Raw genomic sequence first — 14,550 nt, forward strand, 5'->3', positions numbered from 1 at the left:
TCTACAGACCGCATGTCACTTTAGTGGCGTGACCGATAAATGACCATTCAATTTTCGGGATCGCCCTATGCGACCAACGATTGACTGCCGGCGGGTGTGCCTGTCCGCGAGGCGCGGTATACTGCCGCGCCTTTTTAGCGTCGCGCCAGCTTGCCCGGCGTGCCTTGTGACCTTGAGGGTCAGCTTCAAGCCTCAAGCTTCAAGCGACAAGTTCAGAGCAGTACGCGTATTGCTTCAGCTTGCCGCTTGCCGCTAATGGCTTGCAGCTGCCCTATAGAATGTTCCCGTCTTTTAGAGGAGCGCGACTCATGACCGTGATCAAGCAAGACGACCTGATTCAGAGCGTTGCCGACGCCCTGCAGTTCATTTCCTACTACCACCCCGTGGATTTCATCCAGGCGATGCACGAGGCCTACCTGCGCGAAGAATCGCCAGCGGCCCGCGACTCGATGGCACAGATCCTGATCAACTCGCGCATGTGCGCCACCGGCCATCGTCCGATCTGCCAGGACACCGGCATCGTGACCGTGTTTGTCCGCGTGGGCATGGACGTGCGCTGGGATGGCGCCACCATGAGCCTGGACGACATGATCAACGAGGGCGTACGTCGCGCCTACAACCTGCCGGAAAACGTCCTGCGCGCTTCGATCCTCGCCGACCCGGCGGGCGCTCGCAAGAACACCAAGGACAACACCCCTGCAGTCATCCACTACTCCATCGTTCCGGGTAACACCGTGGAAGTGGACGTGGCGGCCAAGGGCGGCGGTTCCGAGAACAAGTCGAAAATGGCCATGCTCAACCCGTCCGACTCGATCGTCGACTGGGTTCTGAAAACCGTCCCGGAAATGGGCGCCGGCTGGTGCCCACCGGGCATGCTCGGCATCGGCATCGGCGGCACCGCCGAGAAAGCAGCCGTGATGGCCAAGGAAGTGTTGATGGAATCCATCGACATTCACGAGCTGAAGGCCCGTGGCCCACAGAACCGCATCGAAGAAATGCGCCTGGAGCTGTTCGAGAAGGTCAACCAGCTGGGCATCGGCGCCCAGGGCCTCGGTGGCCTGACCACCGTGCTCGACGTGAAGATCATGGACTACCCGACCCACGCAGCCTCGCTGCCGGTGTGCATGATCCCGAACTGCGCCGCCACCCGTCACACGCACTTTGTGCTCGACGGTTCCGGCCCGGTTGCCCAGGAAGCGCCACCTTTGGACGCCTACCCGGAAATCGTCTGGGAAGCCGGCCCGTCGGCCCGTCGCGTCAACCTCGACACCCTGACCCCGGAAGAAGTACAGAGCTGGAAGCCGGGCGAGACCGTCCTGCTCAACGGCAAGATGCTCACCGGTCGCGACGCTGCGCACAAGCGCATGGTCGAGATGCTGAACAAGGGTGAAACCCTGCCGGTGGACCTCAAGGGTCGCTTCATCTACTACGTCGGCCCGGTCGATCCGGTGCGCGAAGAAGTAGTTGGCCCGGCAGGTCCTACCACCGCCACGCGGATGGACAAGTTCACCCGTCAGATCCTCGAGCAAACCGGCCTGCTGGGCATGATCGGCAAATCCGAGCGCGGCCCTACCGCGATCGAAGCGATCAGGGACCACAAGGCCGTCTACCTGATGGCAGTCGGCGGCGCGGCTTACCTGGTGGCGCAAGCGATCAAGAAATCCCGCGTGGTAGCTTTCGCCGAACTGGGCATGGAAGCGATCTACGAGTTCGACGTAAAAGACATGCCTGTGACCGTTGCGGTCGACAGCAAGGGCGAGTCGGTACACATCACCGGTCCCGCCATCTGGCAGAAAAAGATCAGTGAAAGCCTGGCGGTAGAAGTGCAATAAACGGCACCCGGCTGCGCTGAAAAAACCGGTTTGTCGGCAACGACAGACCGGTTTTTTTTCGGCCGGATAACGGTACTCCGGCGAGAGAAGAGCGCCCTTCGCATGCTATGGTGCCTTCCCCCATTCTGGCCTGTTGTTCACTGCATGTTGACGACCTCCCGCCCCCTGCGCCTGGCGCTCTACACCCTATTGATCATCGCTGGTGCCGCCATCGCCGCCACCCTGGCCATGCGCCACACCGTGCGCCAGTCAATGGTCGAAGACGCGGCTCGCGCCAATCAGCAACTGGCGCTGTATGCCACGTCCCTGCATACCCTGATCGAACGGTACCGCGCCCTGCCCGCCGTGCTGGCGCTGGACCCGGAGTTGCGTTCGGCGCTCAAGGGGGCGGTGAGTCCCGAGCAACAGGATGCGCTGAATCGCAAACTGGAAAAGATCAACGGCGCCGCCCAATCCTCGACCCTGGAGCTGCTCGATCGCACCGGTCTGGCCGTGGCGGCGAGCAACTGGCGTTTGCCCAGCAGTTATGTCGGCCACAACTACGGTTTCCGCCCCTATTTCAACCAGACCCGCACCCAGGGCACCGGGCGCTTTTATGCCGTGGGGGTGACCAGCGGGATTCCCGGCTACTTCCTCTCCAGCGCGGTCAGCGATGACGACGGCCAGTTCCTCGGTGCCATGGTGGTGAAACTGGAATTCCCCGAACTGGAACGCGAGTGGCGTCAGGGTAGCGACACGCTGTTGGTCAGCGACGCACGTGGAATCATCTTCATCGCCAACCAGCCGGGCTGGCGCTATCGCCTGCTCAAGCCGCTCGGCGACAGCGATCATGCCGAACTCAAGGCCACCCGCCAGTACGACAAGCAACCGTTGACGCCGCTTGAGTTTCAATCGTTGCGACGTTTCGACGACAACAGTGACCTGGTTCGGGTCGACGGCCCCGACGGCAAGGCGGATTACCTGTGGGAATCCCTGCCGCTGAGTACCGAGGGCTGGACCCTGCACCTGCTGCGGCGTCCGCAGGTCGCCTTCGAAGACAGCCGCAATGCCGCCCTCGCCGCAGCCGGGCTTTGGCTGACCCTGGTGTTCCTGCTGCTGTTTCTCAACCAGCGCTGGCGCCTGGCCAAACTGCGTCAACGCAGTCGCGAAGAGCTCGAACAGCTTGTAGAAGAGCGTACCCGTGACCTGCGCACCGCCCAGGAGGGCCTGGTGCAGTCGGCCAAACTCGCGGCGCTGGGGCAGATGTCCGCCGCCCTGGCCCATGAGATCAACCAGCCGCTCACCGCCCAGCGCATGCAGCTTGCTACTCTGAGACTGCTGCTCGACCACGGCCGGGTCGACGACGCCTACAAGGCGCTCAAACCGGTGGATGAAATGCTCACCCGCATGGCCGCCCTCACTGGCCACCTGAAAACCTTCGCCCGCAAGAGCCCCAGCGGTTTACGCGAACGCCTGGACCTGGCGGCGGTAGTGGACCAGTCGCTGCAACTGCTCGACACCCGGCTGCGCGACGAACAGGTCAGCACCGTACTGCACCTGACCCGCCCGGCCTGGGTGCGTGGCGATGCGATTCGCCTGGAACAGGTGCTGATCAACCTGCTGCGCAACGCCCTCGATGCGATGCAGGACAAACCCTGCAAACGCCTGGAAATTCGCCTCGAAGCCGACGAACAATTGTGGCGCCTGAGCGTGATCGACAACGGTGGAGGCATCGCTGAAGAAAACCTGTCCAAGGTCTTCGATCCGTTCTTCACCACCAAGCCGGTGGGTGAAGGCCTGGGTATCGGGCTGGCGGTGTCGTTCGCCATCGTTCACGAGTCCGGCGGGCGCCTGAGTGCCGAAAATCATGACAAAGGGGCGGTGTTCACCGTGACCTTGCCCATCGACCTGGAGGTGCATGAACCATGCTGAACTCAGTGATCGTGGTCGACGACGAAAGCAGCATTCGCAGTGCCGTCGAGCAATGGTTGAGCCTGTCGGGTTTCGAGGTGCAGCTGTTCAGCCGCGCCGATGAATGTCTGGCGCAATTGCCCAGGCATTTTGCCGGGGTGATTCTCAGCGACGTGCGCATGCCCGGCATGACCGGCCTGGAACTGCTCGCCGAAGTACAACGCCGGGATGCCGATTTGCCGGTGATCCTGCTGACCGGCCACGGCGATGTGCCGATGGCCGTCGAGGCCATGCGCGACGGTGCCTACGATTTCCTCGAAAAACCCTTCAGCCCGGAAACCCTGCTCGGCAGCCTGCGTCGCGCCCTCGACAAACGCCGGCTGGTGCTGGAAAACCGCGCGCTGCACGAGCAGGCGGACAACCGCGCCAAACTGGATGCCACGCTGCTCGGCGTGTCCCGGGGGTTGCAGACCCTGCGTCGGCAGGTGCTGGACCTGGCAGCACTGCCGGTCAACGTGCTGATTCGCGGCGAAACCGGTAGCGGCAAGGAACTGGTCGCGCGTTGCCTGCACGACTTCGGGCCGCGGGCCGACAAGCCCTTTGTCGCACTCAACTGCGCGGCCATTCCCGAGCAATTGTTCGAGGCCGAGCTGTTCGGCCACGAGAGCGGCGCGTTCACCGGGGCGTCCGGCAAGCGCATCGGCAAGCTGGAGTACGCCGACGGCGGCACGCTGTTTCTCGATGAAATCGAAAGCATGCCGTTGGCCCAGCAGGTGAAATTGCTGCGGGTGTTGCAGGAGCAAAAGCTTGAACGACTGGGCTCGAACCAGAGCATCCGCGTGGATTTGCGCATCATTGCCGCGACCAAGCCGGACCTGCTCGACGAGGCTCGGGCCGGGCGTTTTCGTGAGGACCTGGCCTATCGTCTGAACGTCGCCGAGTTGCGTTTGCCGCCGTTGCGCGAACGCCGTGAAGACATACCCCTGCTGTTCGAATCCTTTGCCCAAAACGCCGCCGAACGCCTGGGACGCAAGTTTCCACCGTTGAGCGGCGCGCAGTTGAGTCACCTGCTGAGCCACGACTGGCCGGGCAACGTGCGCGAACTGGCGAACGTCGCCGAGCGTCAGGTATTGGGGCTCGGTGAGCCGGAGCCCTTGGGCATCGAGCCCGGCCAGTCACTGGCGGCGCAGCAGGAAGCGTTCGAGGCGCAATGCCTGCGTGCGGCACTGACCCGGCACAAGGGCGATGTAAAAGCGGTGCTCGAAGAACTGCAACTGCCACGCCGGACCTTCAATGAAAAGATGCAGCGGCATGGGTTGAGCAGAGAGATGTTCCTGTAGCGTCTGAACTGGCCTCTTCGCGGCCAAGCCCGCTCCCACAGGTTCTGTGTCGTGCTCAACAATCTGCGTTCAACTCGGTCATTGTGGGAGCGGGCTTGGCCGCGAAGAGGCCAGTGCAGGCATCACAAATCCACGATTCGAATCAGCAATTTTCCGCTCACCGTCAAACTTCTATAGGCGGATTTCCGCTCATAAAAACACCACTACCCCTCTAAACCGGCCCTCTCCCCGTTGGCACAGCTCCTGCTATAGCCCCTACAGGCTGCGTTTAATCGCGCTCCACAAAAACAATTAAATGAAGGATCCTTCAATGGATAACTCCAACTCCCTGCCGCTCGGGTCGGCTGCCGTGCCGGCCAAAGAAAGAAGCACTTCCAGCCGCATCAAATCGATCTTCAGCGGTTCGGTCGGCAACATGGTCGAGTGGTACGACTGGTACGTCTATGCCGCCTTCTCCCTGTACTTCGCCAAGACCTTCTTCCCCAAAGGCGACACCACCGCCCAACTGCTCAACACCGCCGCGATCTTCGCCGTGGGCTTCCTGATGCGTCCGATCGGTGGCTGGCTGATGGGTCTGTATGCCGACAAGGTCGGGCGCAAAAAGGCCCTGATGGCTTCGGTGTACCTGATGTGCTTCGGCTCGCTGCTGATCGCCCTGAGCCCGAGCTATGAAGTCATCGGCATCGGCGCACCGATCCTGCTGGTGTTCGCGCGCTTGCTGCAAGGCCTGTCGGTGGGTGGCGAATACGGCACCTCCGCCACTTACCTCAGCGAGATGGCGACCAAGGAACGTCGCGGCTTCTACTCCAGCTTCCAGTACGTGACGTTGATCTCCGGCCAGCTCATCGCCCTGGCGGTGCTGATCGTGCTGCAACAACTGCTGACCACCGAAGAGCTCTACGCCTGGGGCTGGCGCATTCCGTTCGCCATCGGCGCGCTGTGTGCCGTGGTTGCGTTGTACCTGCGTCGCGGCATGGAAGAAACCGAGTCCTTCACCAAGAAAGAAAAAGCCAAGGAAAGCGCCATGCGCACCTTGATGCGTCACCCCAAGGAACTGATGACCGTGGTCGGCCTGACCATGGGCGGTACCCTGGCGTTCTACACCTACACCACCTACATGCAGAAATACCTGGTGAACACCGTCGGCATGAGCATTTCCGACTCCACCACCATTTCCGCCGCCACGCTGTTCCTGTTCATGTGCCTGCAACCGATCATCGGCGGGCTGTCGGATAAAATCGGTCGCCGGCCGATCCTGATTGCCTTCGGCATTCTGGGTACGCTGTTCACCGTGCCGATCCTCACCACCCTTCACACCATCCAGACCTGGTGGGGCGCGTTCTTCCTGATCATGGCGGCGCTGATCATCGTCAGCGGCTACACCTCGATCAACGCGGTGGTCAAAGCCGAACTGTTCCCGACCGAAATCCGCGCCCTGGGCGTAGGCCTGCCGTACGCACTGACCGTCTCGATCTTCGGCGGCACCGCTGAATACATCGCGCTGTGGTTCAAGAGCATCGGCATGGAGACGGGCTACTACTGGTACGTTACCGCGTGCATTGCCGTGTCATTGCTGGTTTACGTCACCATGAAAGACACCCGCAAGCATTCGCGGATCGTCACCGACTGATCACCAACCGACGCTCACTGCAACGGTGAGCGCCAGGCCCTTCGCGGACGGTTTCGCGAAGGGCACCATTCGTCTCCCCCTCCACCAGGATAATCATCGGTTAATGCACCGGCAGCAGCCTGCTGCTGAGTGCATCCATATCTACAGGACGCACGTATATCCGTTACAGGCCTCGAAGGAGTGTCTGAACGTACCCATAGCGAACGTACCTGGAGTACCTGTCATGAAAACCCGATTGATCCTTGCCCTGACCCTTTCCGTGCTGGCTGCCAATGCCTTTGCAGCCGACGGCTACGACAAGACCGGTTCGGCCTCCTACGGCTCCGGCACCAGCGCGGCCATCGAACACGCCCATTCGGGCACCTATGCCTCCGATGGCTTCGACAAAACCGGCAGCGCAGAAGCTATCGGCTGAATGTGGAGGGAAATTCACAGCCCGGCCTCGGCCGGGCTTAGTCATTTTTTGGGGGGGGGAACACAAAGTCTGGCAATCACATAAAACCTGTGGGAGCGGCGGTGCGACGATTCGACTTGCTCGCGAAGACGGTGGCCCATCCAACATCAATGTGACTGGCACACCGCTTTCGCGAGCAAGTCGAATCGTCGCACCGCCGCTCCCACATTGGACCTCATCATTCCAAGTACCGAATCCGACTGGAAATCTGCCCCGCGTGCTTGCACCATGCACGTCTCCCCGCAAGCTCTGGAAATCCCACCCCATGTCCGACGACATCCACTTCTACGAACCCGCCAACGGCCACGGCCTGCCCCACGATCCGTTCAACGCCATCGTCGGCCCGCGTCCCATCGGCTGGATCTCTTCGCAGGATACCGAGGGCCGCTTGAACCTGGCGCCCTACAGTTTCTTCAACGCCTTCAACTACATCCCGCCGATCATTGGTTTTTCCAGCGTCGGGCGCAAAGACAGCCTGAACAACATCGAGCAAACCGGCGAGTTCGCCTGGAACCTGGCCACCCGGCCGCTGGCCGAGCAGATGAACCAGAGCAGCGCCATGGTCAAGCCTGAGGTCAACGAGTTCGAACTGGCCGGGCTGACAACCGCAGCCTCGAAGGTCATTCAAGTGCCACGGGTGGCCGAGAGCCCGGTGTCATTCGAATGCAAGGTCACGCAGATCATCCAGTTGCAACGGGCGGACGGCAATGTGGTGCCGAGCTGGCTGATCCTCGGCGAAGTGGTCGCCGTGCATATCGCCAAATGGCTGTTGAAGGATGGGGTATACGACACCGCCGCGGCAGAACCGATTCTGCGCGGCGGCGGGCCGGCGGATTATTTCCAGCTGGGGCCTGAGGCATTGTTCAAGATGTACCGCCCGGGGGCGGTGAAGTGATCACCAGAGCAGGTCGGTGTTTTCCTTGACGTCCTTGAGGCGGGTCAGCTCCTTGGCGGCCGCATCATCGGCCTCGTGAGCGGTCTTGAAGGTCTGGCCTTCCAGCACTTTGTGAAAACGCGGGGCGCCGGAACCACCCAGCGCCTTGACAGCGATAGCGGCGTGGTAACCACCCTCGCCCGGTACTACAGCGGAAACAGCTTCGAAGTGTTCAAAGGCTTTACGTGCCATGTCGCGCATCCTGGCTGGTTGAGAATGCCGTCATTAAACCCTCAACCGGCCAGTTTGTGTACCGCCACCGTGGACTGCCCCAGGGCCTGCGCCGCCGAGACATCCTTGAAGGTGTGGAAATCCAGGCTGTTGACCACCAGTTCCTGCACCAGCTCGGCAAAAATCTCCATCGCCGGCGTGCTGAAGTACGCGGTCATTGCTTGTTGATTGCTCCAGAAACCGGACACCAGCCACAGCTGCGGATCGCATTGCGAATGCTGCAAGGCAAAGCTCAGGCAGCCTGGCGCTGCACGGGATGGTTCGATCAGGGCGCTGAGGCGCACACCGAGTTCCTCCGAACGCCCGGCGCGCGCTCGAACGAAGGCCATATGACTGACGGGGATCTGCGTGGACATGTTCAACCCTCCCGGGGAGTCGCGTGGCAGCCGGGGGACGGGCTGCGACAGGATCAAAGGTTAAGGGCCGCGACGCCTGTCTCGTTAGTCGATTCCTGCCGGTGCGTTGCACAATCCTGCGAAACTGCATGACAAGCCTGTAACAAGCGGTAAAACCCTGTCACGGTTCTGTCATGTAGGAGCTGCCGAAGGCTGCGATCTTTTGATCTTAAAAACAAAATCTAAAGATCGCAGCCTTCGGCAGCTCCTACAGGGTTTGGGTGGCGTCAGGCAGTCTGACTGGGCGCTGAATATGCGCAGGGATAGAAGCCACCTCGTGCAGAATCAGGCAAGCATCCGGCAGGATGTGTCTACCGCTGCCGCTTGCACAAACTTATGCTCTGCTCCATTCCTTCCATGCCTTGCCGAGGATGCCTCGCATGTCGTCGCTCGATCACTTTCAAGCCCCGCTGGACACCGACATGGAAAAGCAGCGCGCGGAACTGGCGGCGATCATCCGCCGTAACACCGCCGAAGATGGCAGTTATGCCACGGCCATCGGCTCGCTATTCATGTCACGCCACAGCCAGTCCCATGAGTTCGCCCCCGGGCTGGCGCAACCGGCGCTGTGCATCATGGCCCAGGGGCGCAAGGAAGTTCGGCTGGCCGATGAATACTTCAATTACGACCCGTTGAACTATCTGGTGGTCTCGGTCTCGATGCCGCTGAGTGGACGGGTGGTGGATGTCTCGGCCGAGGAACCGATCCTGGCCTTGCGCCTGGACATCGACCCGGCGGAAATCACCGCACTGATCGCCGACGCCGGCCCCCTCGGCGTGCCCACCCGGCCGACCGGGCGCGGGCTATATGTCGAGCGGCTCGACACCGCCATGCTCGACGCCGTGCTGCGCTTGGCACGCTTACTGGACACGCCGAAAGACATCGCCATGCTGGCGCCGCTGATTCGCCGGGAGATCCTCTATCGATTGTTGCGCAGCAAGCAAGGGCATCGGCTGTACGAAATCGCCATCACCAACAGTCAGAGCCATCGCATCAGCCAGGCGATCAAATGGCTCAACGGCAATTTCGAACAACCGTTGCGCATCGATGATCTGGCGAAGGAGGTGAACCTGAGCGTATCGACGCTGCATCACCGCTTCAAGGCGATGACGGCGATGAGTCCGTTGCAGTATCAGAAGCAGTTACGCCTGCAGGAAGCGCGGCGGTTGATGCTGGCCGAAGGGTTGGAAGCTTCGGCGGCGGGGTATCGCGTCGGGTATGAAAGCCCTTCGCAGTTCAGCCGGGAGTACAGCCGGTTGTTTGGGGCGCCGCCGTTGAGGGATCTGGCGCGGTTGCGGTTGAGCGTCTGATCCGGAGTTTTCGGTGCGACTACCGACGCCTTCGCGGGCAAGCCCGCTCCCACAGGGATCGTCGGTGTTCACACATTTTGTGTGACCACCAATAATCCCCTGTGGGAGCGGGCTTGCCCGCGAAGAGGCCAGCTCAGGCACTACAAGTCCAGGATCAGGCCCCAAGTACCCGGCAAGCCTCCACCGGCAAGGTCACCGACACCGGATGCCCAACGCTCAGGCCAAAGCCCTGGCACGGCGTGCTCAGCGCGGTAAACGATACCCCGGAACACTCCACCGTGGTCTCGATGGTCGCGCCGATATCGCGCACGAACGTCACCTTGCCCAGAAGACGGTTGCCCGCGGTCGCCTGGGGTGCGGACAGTTGCAGGTCTTCCGGGCGAATCAGCATCTTCACCTTCTCACCGACCACAATGCTGCTGCAGATCGGCACTTGCAGCGCGTCCCCGCCCGGCAGGCTGACCTTACCGTTGCCCAGCGCCGTGGCCGGGAAGATGTTGCCCGAACCGATGAAGTCCGCGACGAACTCGTTGGCCGGGTGCCGGTAGATCTCGATCGGCGTGCCCACCTGCTGCACCTTGTGTTCACCCAATACGACCACGATATCGGCCATGGTCATGGCCTCGCGCTGGTCGTGGGTCACCATGATGGTGGTGATGTTCAGGCGTTGTTGCAGCTGACGGATTTCCACCTGCATCGACTCGCGCAGCTTGGCGTCCAGTGCCGACAACGGTTCGTCCAGCAGGAGGATTTTCGGGTGCGAGGCAATCGCACGGGCAATCGCCACGCGCTGGCGTTGGCCGCCGGACAGCTTGGCAACCGGGCGATTGATCATCTGTTGCAGCTGGATCAGCTCCAGCAACTCCACCACCCGCGCATGCTGATCGGCCTTGCTGACCCCGCGCAGTTTCAGCGGATAGGCGATGTTCTCCCCGACCGTCATATGCGGGAACAACGCCAGGGACTGGAACACCATGCCGAAGTTGCGCAGGTGCGCCGGGGTGTTGCCGATGTCTTCGCCGTCCAGGCGGATCTCGCCACCGGTCAGGGTTTCAAGGCCGGCGATCATGCGCAGCAAGGTGGTTTTGCCGCAGCCCGAAGGGCCGAGGAAACACACCAGTTTGCCCTCGGGCAAATGCAGGTTCACATCGGTTACCGCGCAGGCCGAGCCGTAATGTTTCTCGACGTTTTCCAGAATCAGACCAGACATAAGAAGCACCTCAAGAAATCAGAACGAAACGCCACCTTCACCAACCAGCTTCTCCAGCGCCCAGATCAGGACGAAGTCGATCAGCACGATCAGCACGGCAAACGAAAATACGGTTGGGTCGAGCGAAGACACGGTGCGGCTGTACATCCAGATCGGCACGGTCATCACGTCGATGGTGTAGAGGAAATAGGTCACGGTGAATTCGTTGAACGAGACGATGAACGCCAGCAGCATGCCCGCCAGGATCCCCGACTTCATCAACGGCACCACCACATCGACAATCGCCCGCATCGGCGAAGCACCGAGCATTTGCGCGGCTTCTTCAACTTCAGTGCCGATGGAAAGCATCGCCGCCGTGCAGTTTTTCACCACGAACGGCAAGGCGAGAATCACATGGGCAATCACCAGGCGCGAGGTGGTCATGTGGAACGGCAGGCTGTCGAACACCAGCAACAACGCCAGACCCAACACCACCATCGGGAACACCAGTGGCAACGACATCAGTTGCAGCGCCACAGCCTTGCCGCGGAACTCGCAGCGGGTTAGCGCGTAGGCCGCCGGCACCGCGATGATCGTGGCGAAAATCATGGTCAGGCACGACACCAGCAAGCTGGTGGACATCGCTTGGCCAAGGCTCAGCACATCACTGGCGTCCGGCGACACGAAGGTGTGCCAGGCGGCCTTGTACCATTGCAGGCTGTAGCTGCTCGGCGGGAAGTCGAGGTTCGACGCGCCGCTGAACGACATCACGATCATGGTCAGGATCGGCAACACCGCCAACAGCAGGATGAAGCCCGAAAGGATGCCGGCAAACTTGCCGGTATCACCGGGCAACAACTGGCGCTTCTTGATCAGGGTACTCATTGCGAAGCCTCCAGCATGCGCCGACGACGGCCAGTGATGTATTCGGACAGGGTCATGATCGCGAGGGTGGTGACGATCAGCACCACACCGGCAGCGGACGCTGCGGGCCAGTTCATCAGCGGGGCGATCTGGTCATGCACCATCACCGCCAGCATCGGCACGCGCCGGCCACCGAGCAGCAAGGGCACCACGAAACTGCTGGCGTTGTAGGCGAACACCAGGGTCGCACCGGTAATGATCCCCGGCAGACTCATCGGCAATACCACCTGGCGGAACACCTGGAAGCGACTGGCGCCCAGGGTGGCGGCAGCTTCTTCGTAGCTGCGAGCGACGCCGCGCATGGCGCTGGCAATCGGCAACACGGCCAGCGGGAAGGCGGTTTGCACCAGGCCCATCAACACGCCGTTCTGGTTGTACAACAGCATGATCGGGCGCTTGATCAGGCCCAGGCCCATCAGGGCCTGGTTGAGCATGCCACCAGGGCCGAGGATCACCAGCCAGCCGTAGCTTTGCAGCAGCAGGTTGACCAGCAATGGCAGTAACACCGCCGCAAGGAAAATCCGTCGCACGAACGGCGAGGTCAGGCGCGACATGGTGTAGGCCACCGGGATCGCCAGGATCACTGCGATCACCGCGCTGATCAGCGCCAGGCGCAGGGTCAGCATCAGCGACTTGAGGTAATAGGGTTCCAGCAACTGGGCGTAACTGGCCAGGCTGAAGCCGGACCATTCCGCGCCCTTGGTGCCCACGCTCATGCGCAGTACCAGCAGGCTCGCGGCGATCAGCACGCCGAGAAACAGCATCGACGGCGTGAGGAAAAGCCAGGCGCGCGCCGTTGGCGAAACACCCCGAACAGCGCGCACGGGGGCGGCGCTCAACGGATGAGTCAGAGGTTGGTGTTCCATAGCAAGGGTCTCGTCAATGGAAAGCAGCTGACAAACACAAGACCTGAAAGCACAGCGTTTCTAATGTGGGAGCGGGCTTGCTCGCGAAGAGGCCGTGTCAGCCGACATCAATGTTGAATGTCACACCGCATTCGCGAGCAAGCCCGCTCCCACATTTGATTTGTGGTGCTTCAAGGTCTTGCGAGCGTCACTCGATCAGGAAGAAAAGATTTCCGTGTAACGACGAATCCATTGGTCATGCACAGTCGCCAGGAAGGCGTTGTCGTGCATGATCGCCTTCTCGGCGATCTGCTCCGGCGTGAGGATGTACGGGCTCTTGCGTGCTTCGGCGGAGATGATCGCCTTGGCGTTGACCGGGCCGTTGTAGATGTCTTCAGCCATCTTGCCCTGCACCAGCGGGTCCAGAGAGTGGTTGATGAAGGCGTAGGCCATATCGGTATCGCCCGGACGGTTCTTCGGCATCACCGACAGCATCAGGTCGGTGTAGAAACCTTCCTTCATGCCGAACGTGGCGCCCAGGCCGTAGTTCGGATCACGGATCTGTTTCGGGAAGAAGGCCGGTGCGTACAGGCCACCCATGTCCAGGGAACCGGTGCGGAACAGTTCGGCGATCTGGTTCGGGTTCTCGCCCAGGGTCACCACGCGATCTTTCAGCTCGGCGAGTTTCTTGAAGCCAGGTTCAATGTTGTGTTCGTCACCACCGGCCAGTTTGGCGGCGATGATGATCAGGTCCATGGCCTCGGTCCAGTTCGGCGGCGGCAGGAAGATGTTCGGTGCCGCGTCGGCATCCCACAGGGAGGCGTAGCTGGTCGGGGCTTCTTTCTGGGTGCGGGTGCTGTAGACCAGGCTGTTGCACCACAGCAGGTAACCGATACCGTGGCCATTGGCGCCGGTGCGGTATTTCTCCGGTACATCGACGAGGTTGGGAATGCGGTTGAGGTCGGGTTTCTCCAGCAGGTTGGCGGCGGCCAGACCTTCGGCGCCGACGCCTGCCAGGGTGATGATGTCGTACTGCGGACGATCACCGCCGGCCTTGAGCTTGGCGACCATTTCCGAGGTACTGCCGGTGCGGTCGGCGATGACCTTGCAGCCGTACTTGTCTTCGAACGTCGCGGCGATGTTGCGCAGTGCAGCCAGGCCGGTGTCGTCGGACCAGGTCAGCAAACGCAGGGTCTTGCCGGCAAAGCGTGTGTCGCTGGCATTGGCCTTGATGAAAGGCATGCTCATGGCTGCCGCTGCAACCGAGGCTACGCCCACGGTCTTGATAAATTGACGTCTGTTCAGATCATGCTCGCCCATTACGGACTCCCTTTGTTTTTGTAGGTATGAGGCAGGTCGAAACTGTTGCATCCGCGCGACTGGACCAGCGTTATCCCCCGTATTTTCGGGGGCTTGGCTGAACCAGCAAGTTCATCCTGAGGTCGTGTAAAACACCTGACTATCGATAAAAACTCATTGAAGCCATGACGCCAGCGCATGCCTCATGTAGGAGCGAGCTTGCTCGCGATGGGTGCAAGGGCGCCGCGCACATACAGGCGCCCCACGTCATCGTTGA

Annotated in this window: 13 protein-coding genes; 7 read left to right on the forward strand and 6 right to left on the reverse strand. The window is 61.3% G+C overall.

Annotated elements, in window-relative coordinates; all coding sequences use genetic code 11:
• Positions 1–308 precede the first annotated feature (308 nt).
• From AC07W4_RS06640 to AC07W4_RS06665, 6 genes are all read left to right on the forward strand, one after another.
• On the forward strand, positions 309–1,832 hold the full coding sequence (locus AC07W4_RS06640) for a fumarate hydratase (protein WP_008052498.1): 1,524 nt from the start codon (positions 309–311) through the stop codon (positions 1,830–1,832).
• Positions 1,833–1,976: 144 nt separating this feature from the next.
• The gene (locus tag AC07W4_RS06645) at positions 1,977–3,743 is read left to right on the forward strand and encodes a sensor histidine kinase (RefSeq protein ID WP_495031902.1); all 1,767 of its coding nucleotides are present in this window, start codon (positions 1,977–1,979) and stop codon (positions 3,741–3,743) included.
• Positions 3,737–5,062, forward strand: coding sequence for a sigma-54-dependent transcriptional regulator (locus AC07W4_RS06650; RefSeq protein WP_008052500.1), 1,326 nt, complete (start codon positions 3,737–3,739; stop codon positions 5,060–5,062). Before AC07W4_RS06645 ends, AC07W4_RS06650 begins: the two co-directional genes overlap by 7 nt.
• Positions 5,063–5,372: 310 nt before the next feature.
• Entirely contained in the window at positions 5,373–6,692 is a 1,320-nt protein-coding gene (locus tag AC07W4_RS06655) for an MFS transporter (RefSeq protein ID WP_495031903.1), read from the forward strand.
• A gap of 223 nt (positions 6,693–6,915) precedes the next feature.
• A complete protein-coding gene (locus AC07W4_RS06660; protein WP_495031904.1) occupies positions 6,916–7,107 on the forward strand; it encodes a hypothetical protein in 192 nt (63 codons plus the stop codon).
• A gap of 304 nt (positions 7,108–7,411) precedes the next feature.
• Positions 7,412–8,041 carry a flavin reductase family protein gene (locus AC07W4_RS06665; protein WP_008052503.1) on the forward strand — a complete coding sequence of 210 codons (630 nt, stop codon included), beginning with the start codon at positions 7,412–7,414 and terminating at the stop codon, positions 8,039–8,041.
• Here AC07W4_RS06665 and AC07W4_RS06670 read toward each other — a convergent pair whose 3' ends face one another.
• On the reverse strand, positions 8,042–8,272 hold the full coding sequence (locus AC07W4_RS06670) for a hypothetical protein (RefSeq protein WP_020799486.1): 231 nt from the start codon (positions 8,270–8,272) through the stop codon (positions 8,042–8,044).
• A gap of 41 nt (positions 8,273–8,313) precedes the next feature.
• A complete protein-coding gene (locus AC07W4_RS06675; RefSeq protein ID WP_495031905.1) occupies positions 8,314–8,667 on the reverse strand; it encodes a putative quinol monooxygenase in 354 nt (117 codons plus the stop codon).
• A 419-nt stretch (positions 8,668–9,086) separates the two neighbouring features.
• On the opposite strand from AC07W4_RS06675, the gene AC07W4_RS06680 reads away from it, so the two are divergent.
• The gene (locus AC07W4_RS06680; protein ID WP_007986108.1) at positions 9,087–10,016 is read left to right on the forward strand and encodes an AraC family transcriptional regulator; all 930 of its coding nucleotides are present in this window, start codon (positions 9,087–9,089) and stop codon (positions 10,014–10,016) included.
• 154 nt (positions 10,017–10,170) lie between these two features.
• Here the strand turns inward: AC07W4_RS06680 and AC07W4_RS06685 are convergent, their stop codons facing one another.
• The 4 genes from AC07W4_RS06685 to AC07W4_RS06700 all read right to left on the reverse strand — a co-directional run bounded on the left by AC07W4_RS06685 (position 10,171) and on the right by AC07W4_RS06700 (position 14,294).
• A complete protein-coding gene (locus AC07W4_RS06685; protein WP_495031906.1) occupies positions 10,171–11,226 on the reverse strand; it encodes an ABC transporter ATP-binding protein in 1,056 nt (351 codons plus the stop codon).
• Between the two features lie 18 nt (positions 11,227–11,244).
• Positions 11,245–12,090 (reverse strand): ABC transporter permease, encoded by an 846-nt coding sequence (locus AC07W4_RS06690; protein ID WP_008052509.1) that lies wholly within the window; start codon positions 12,088–12,090, stop codon positions 11,245–11,247.
• Positions 12,087–12,995: an ABC transporter permease gene (locus AC07W4_RS06695; RefSeq protein ID WP_495031907.1), complete on the reverse strand. Its 909-nt coding sequence runs from the start codon at positions 12,993–12,995 to the stop codon at positions 12,087–12,089. The genes AC07W4_RS06690 and AC07W4_RS06695 overlap by 4 nt, the downstream gene beginning before the upstream one ends.
• Before the next feature lie 195 nt (positions 12,996–13,190).
• Positions 13,191–14,294 (reverse strand): extracellular solute-binding protein, encoded by a 1,104-nt coding sequence (locus AC07W4_RS06700; protein WP_007978499.1) that lies wholly within the window; start codon positions 14,292–14,294, stop codon positions 13,191–13,193.
• Positions 14,295–14,550 lie beyond the last annotated feature (256 nt).

The organism is Pseudomonas sp. GW821-FHT02A08 (assembly GCF_059422045.1).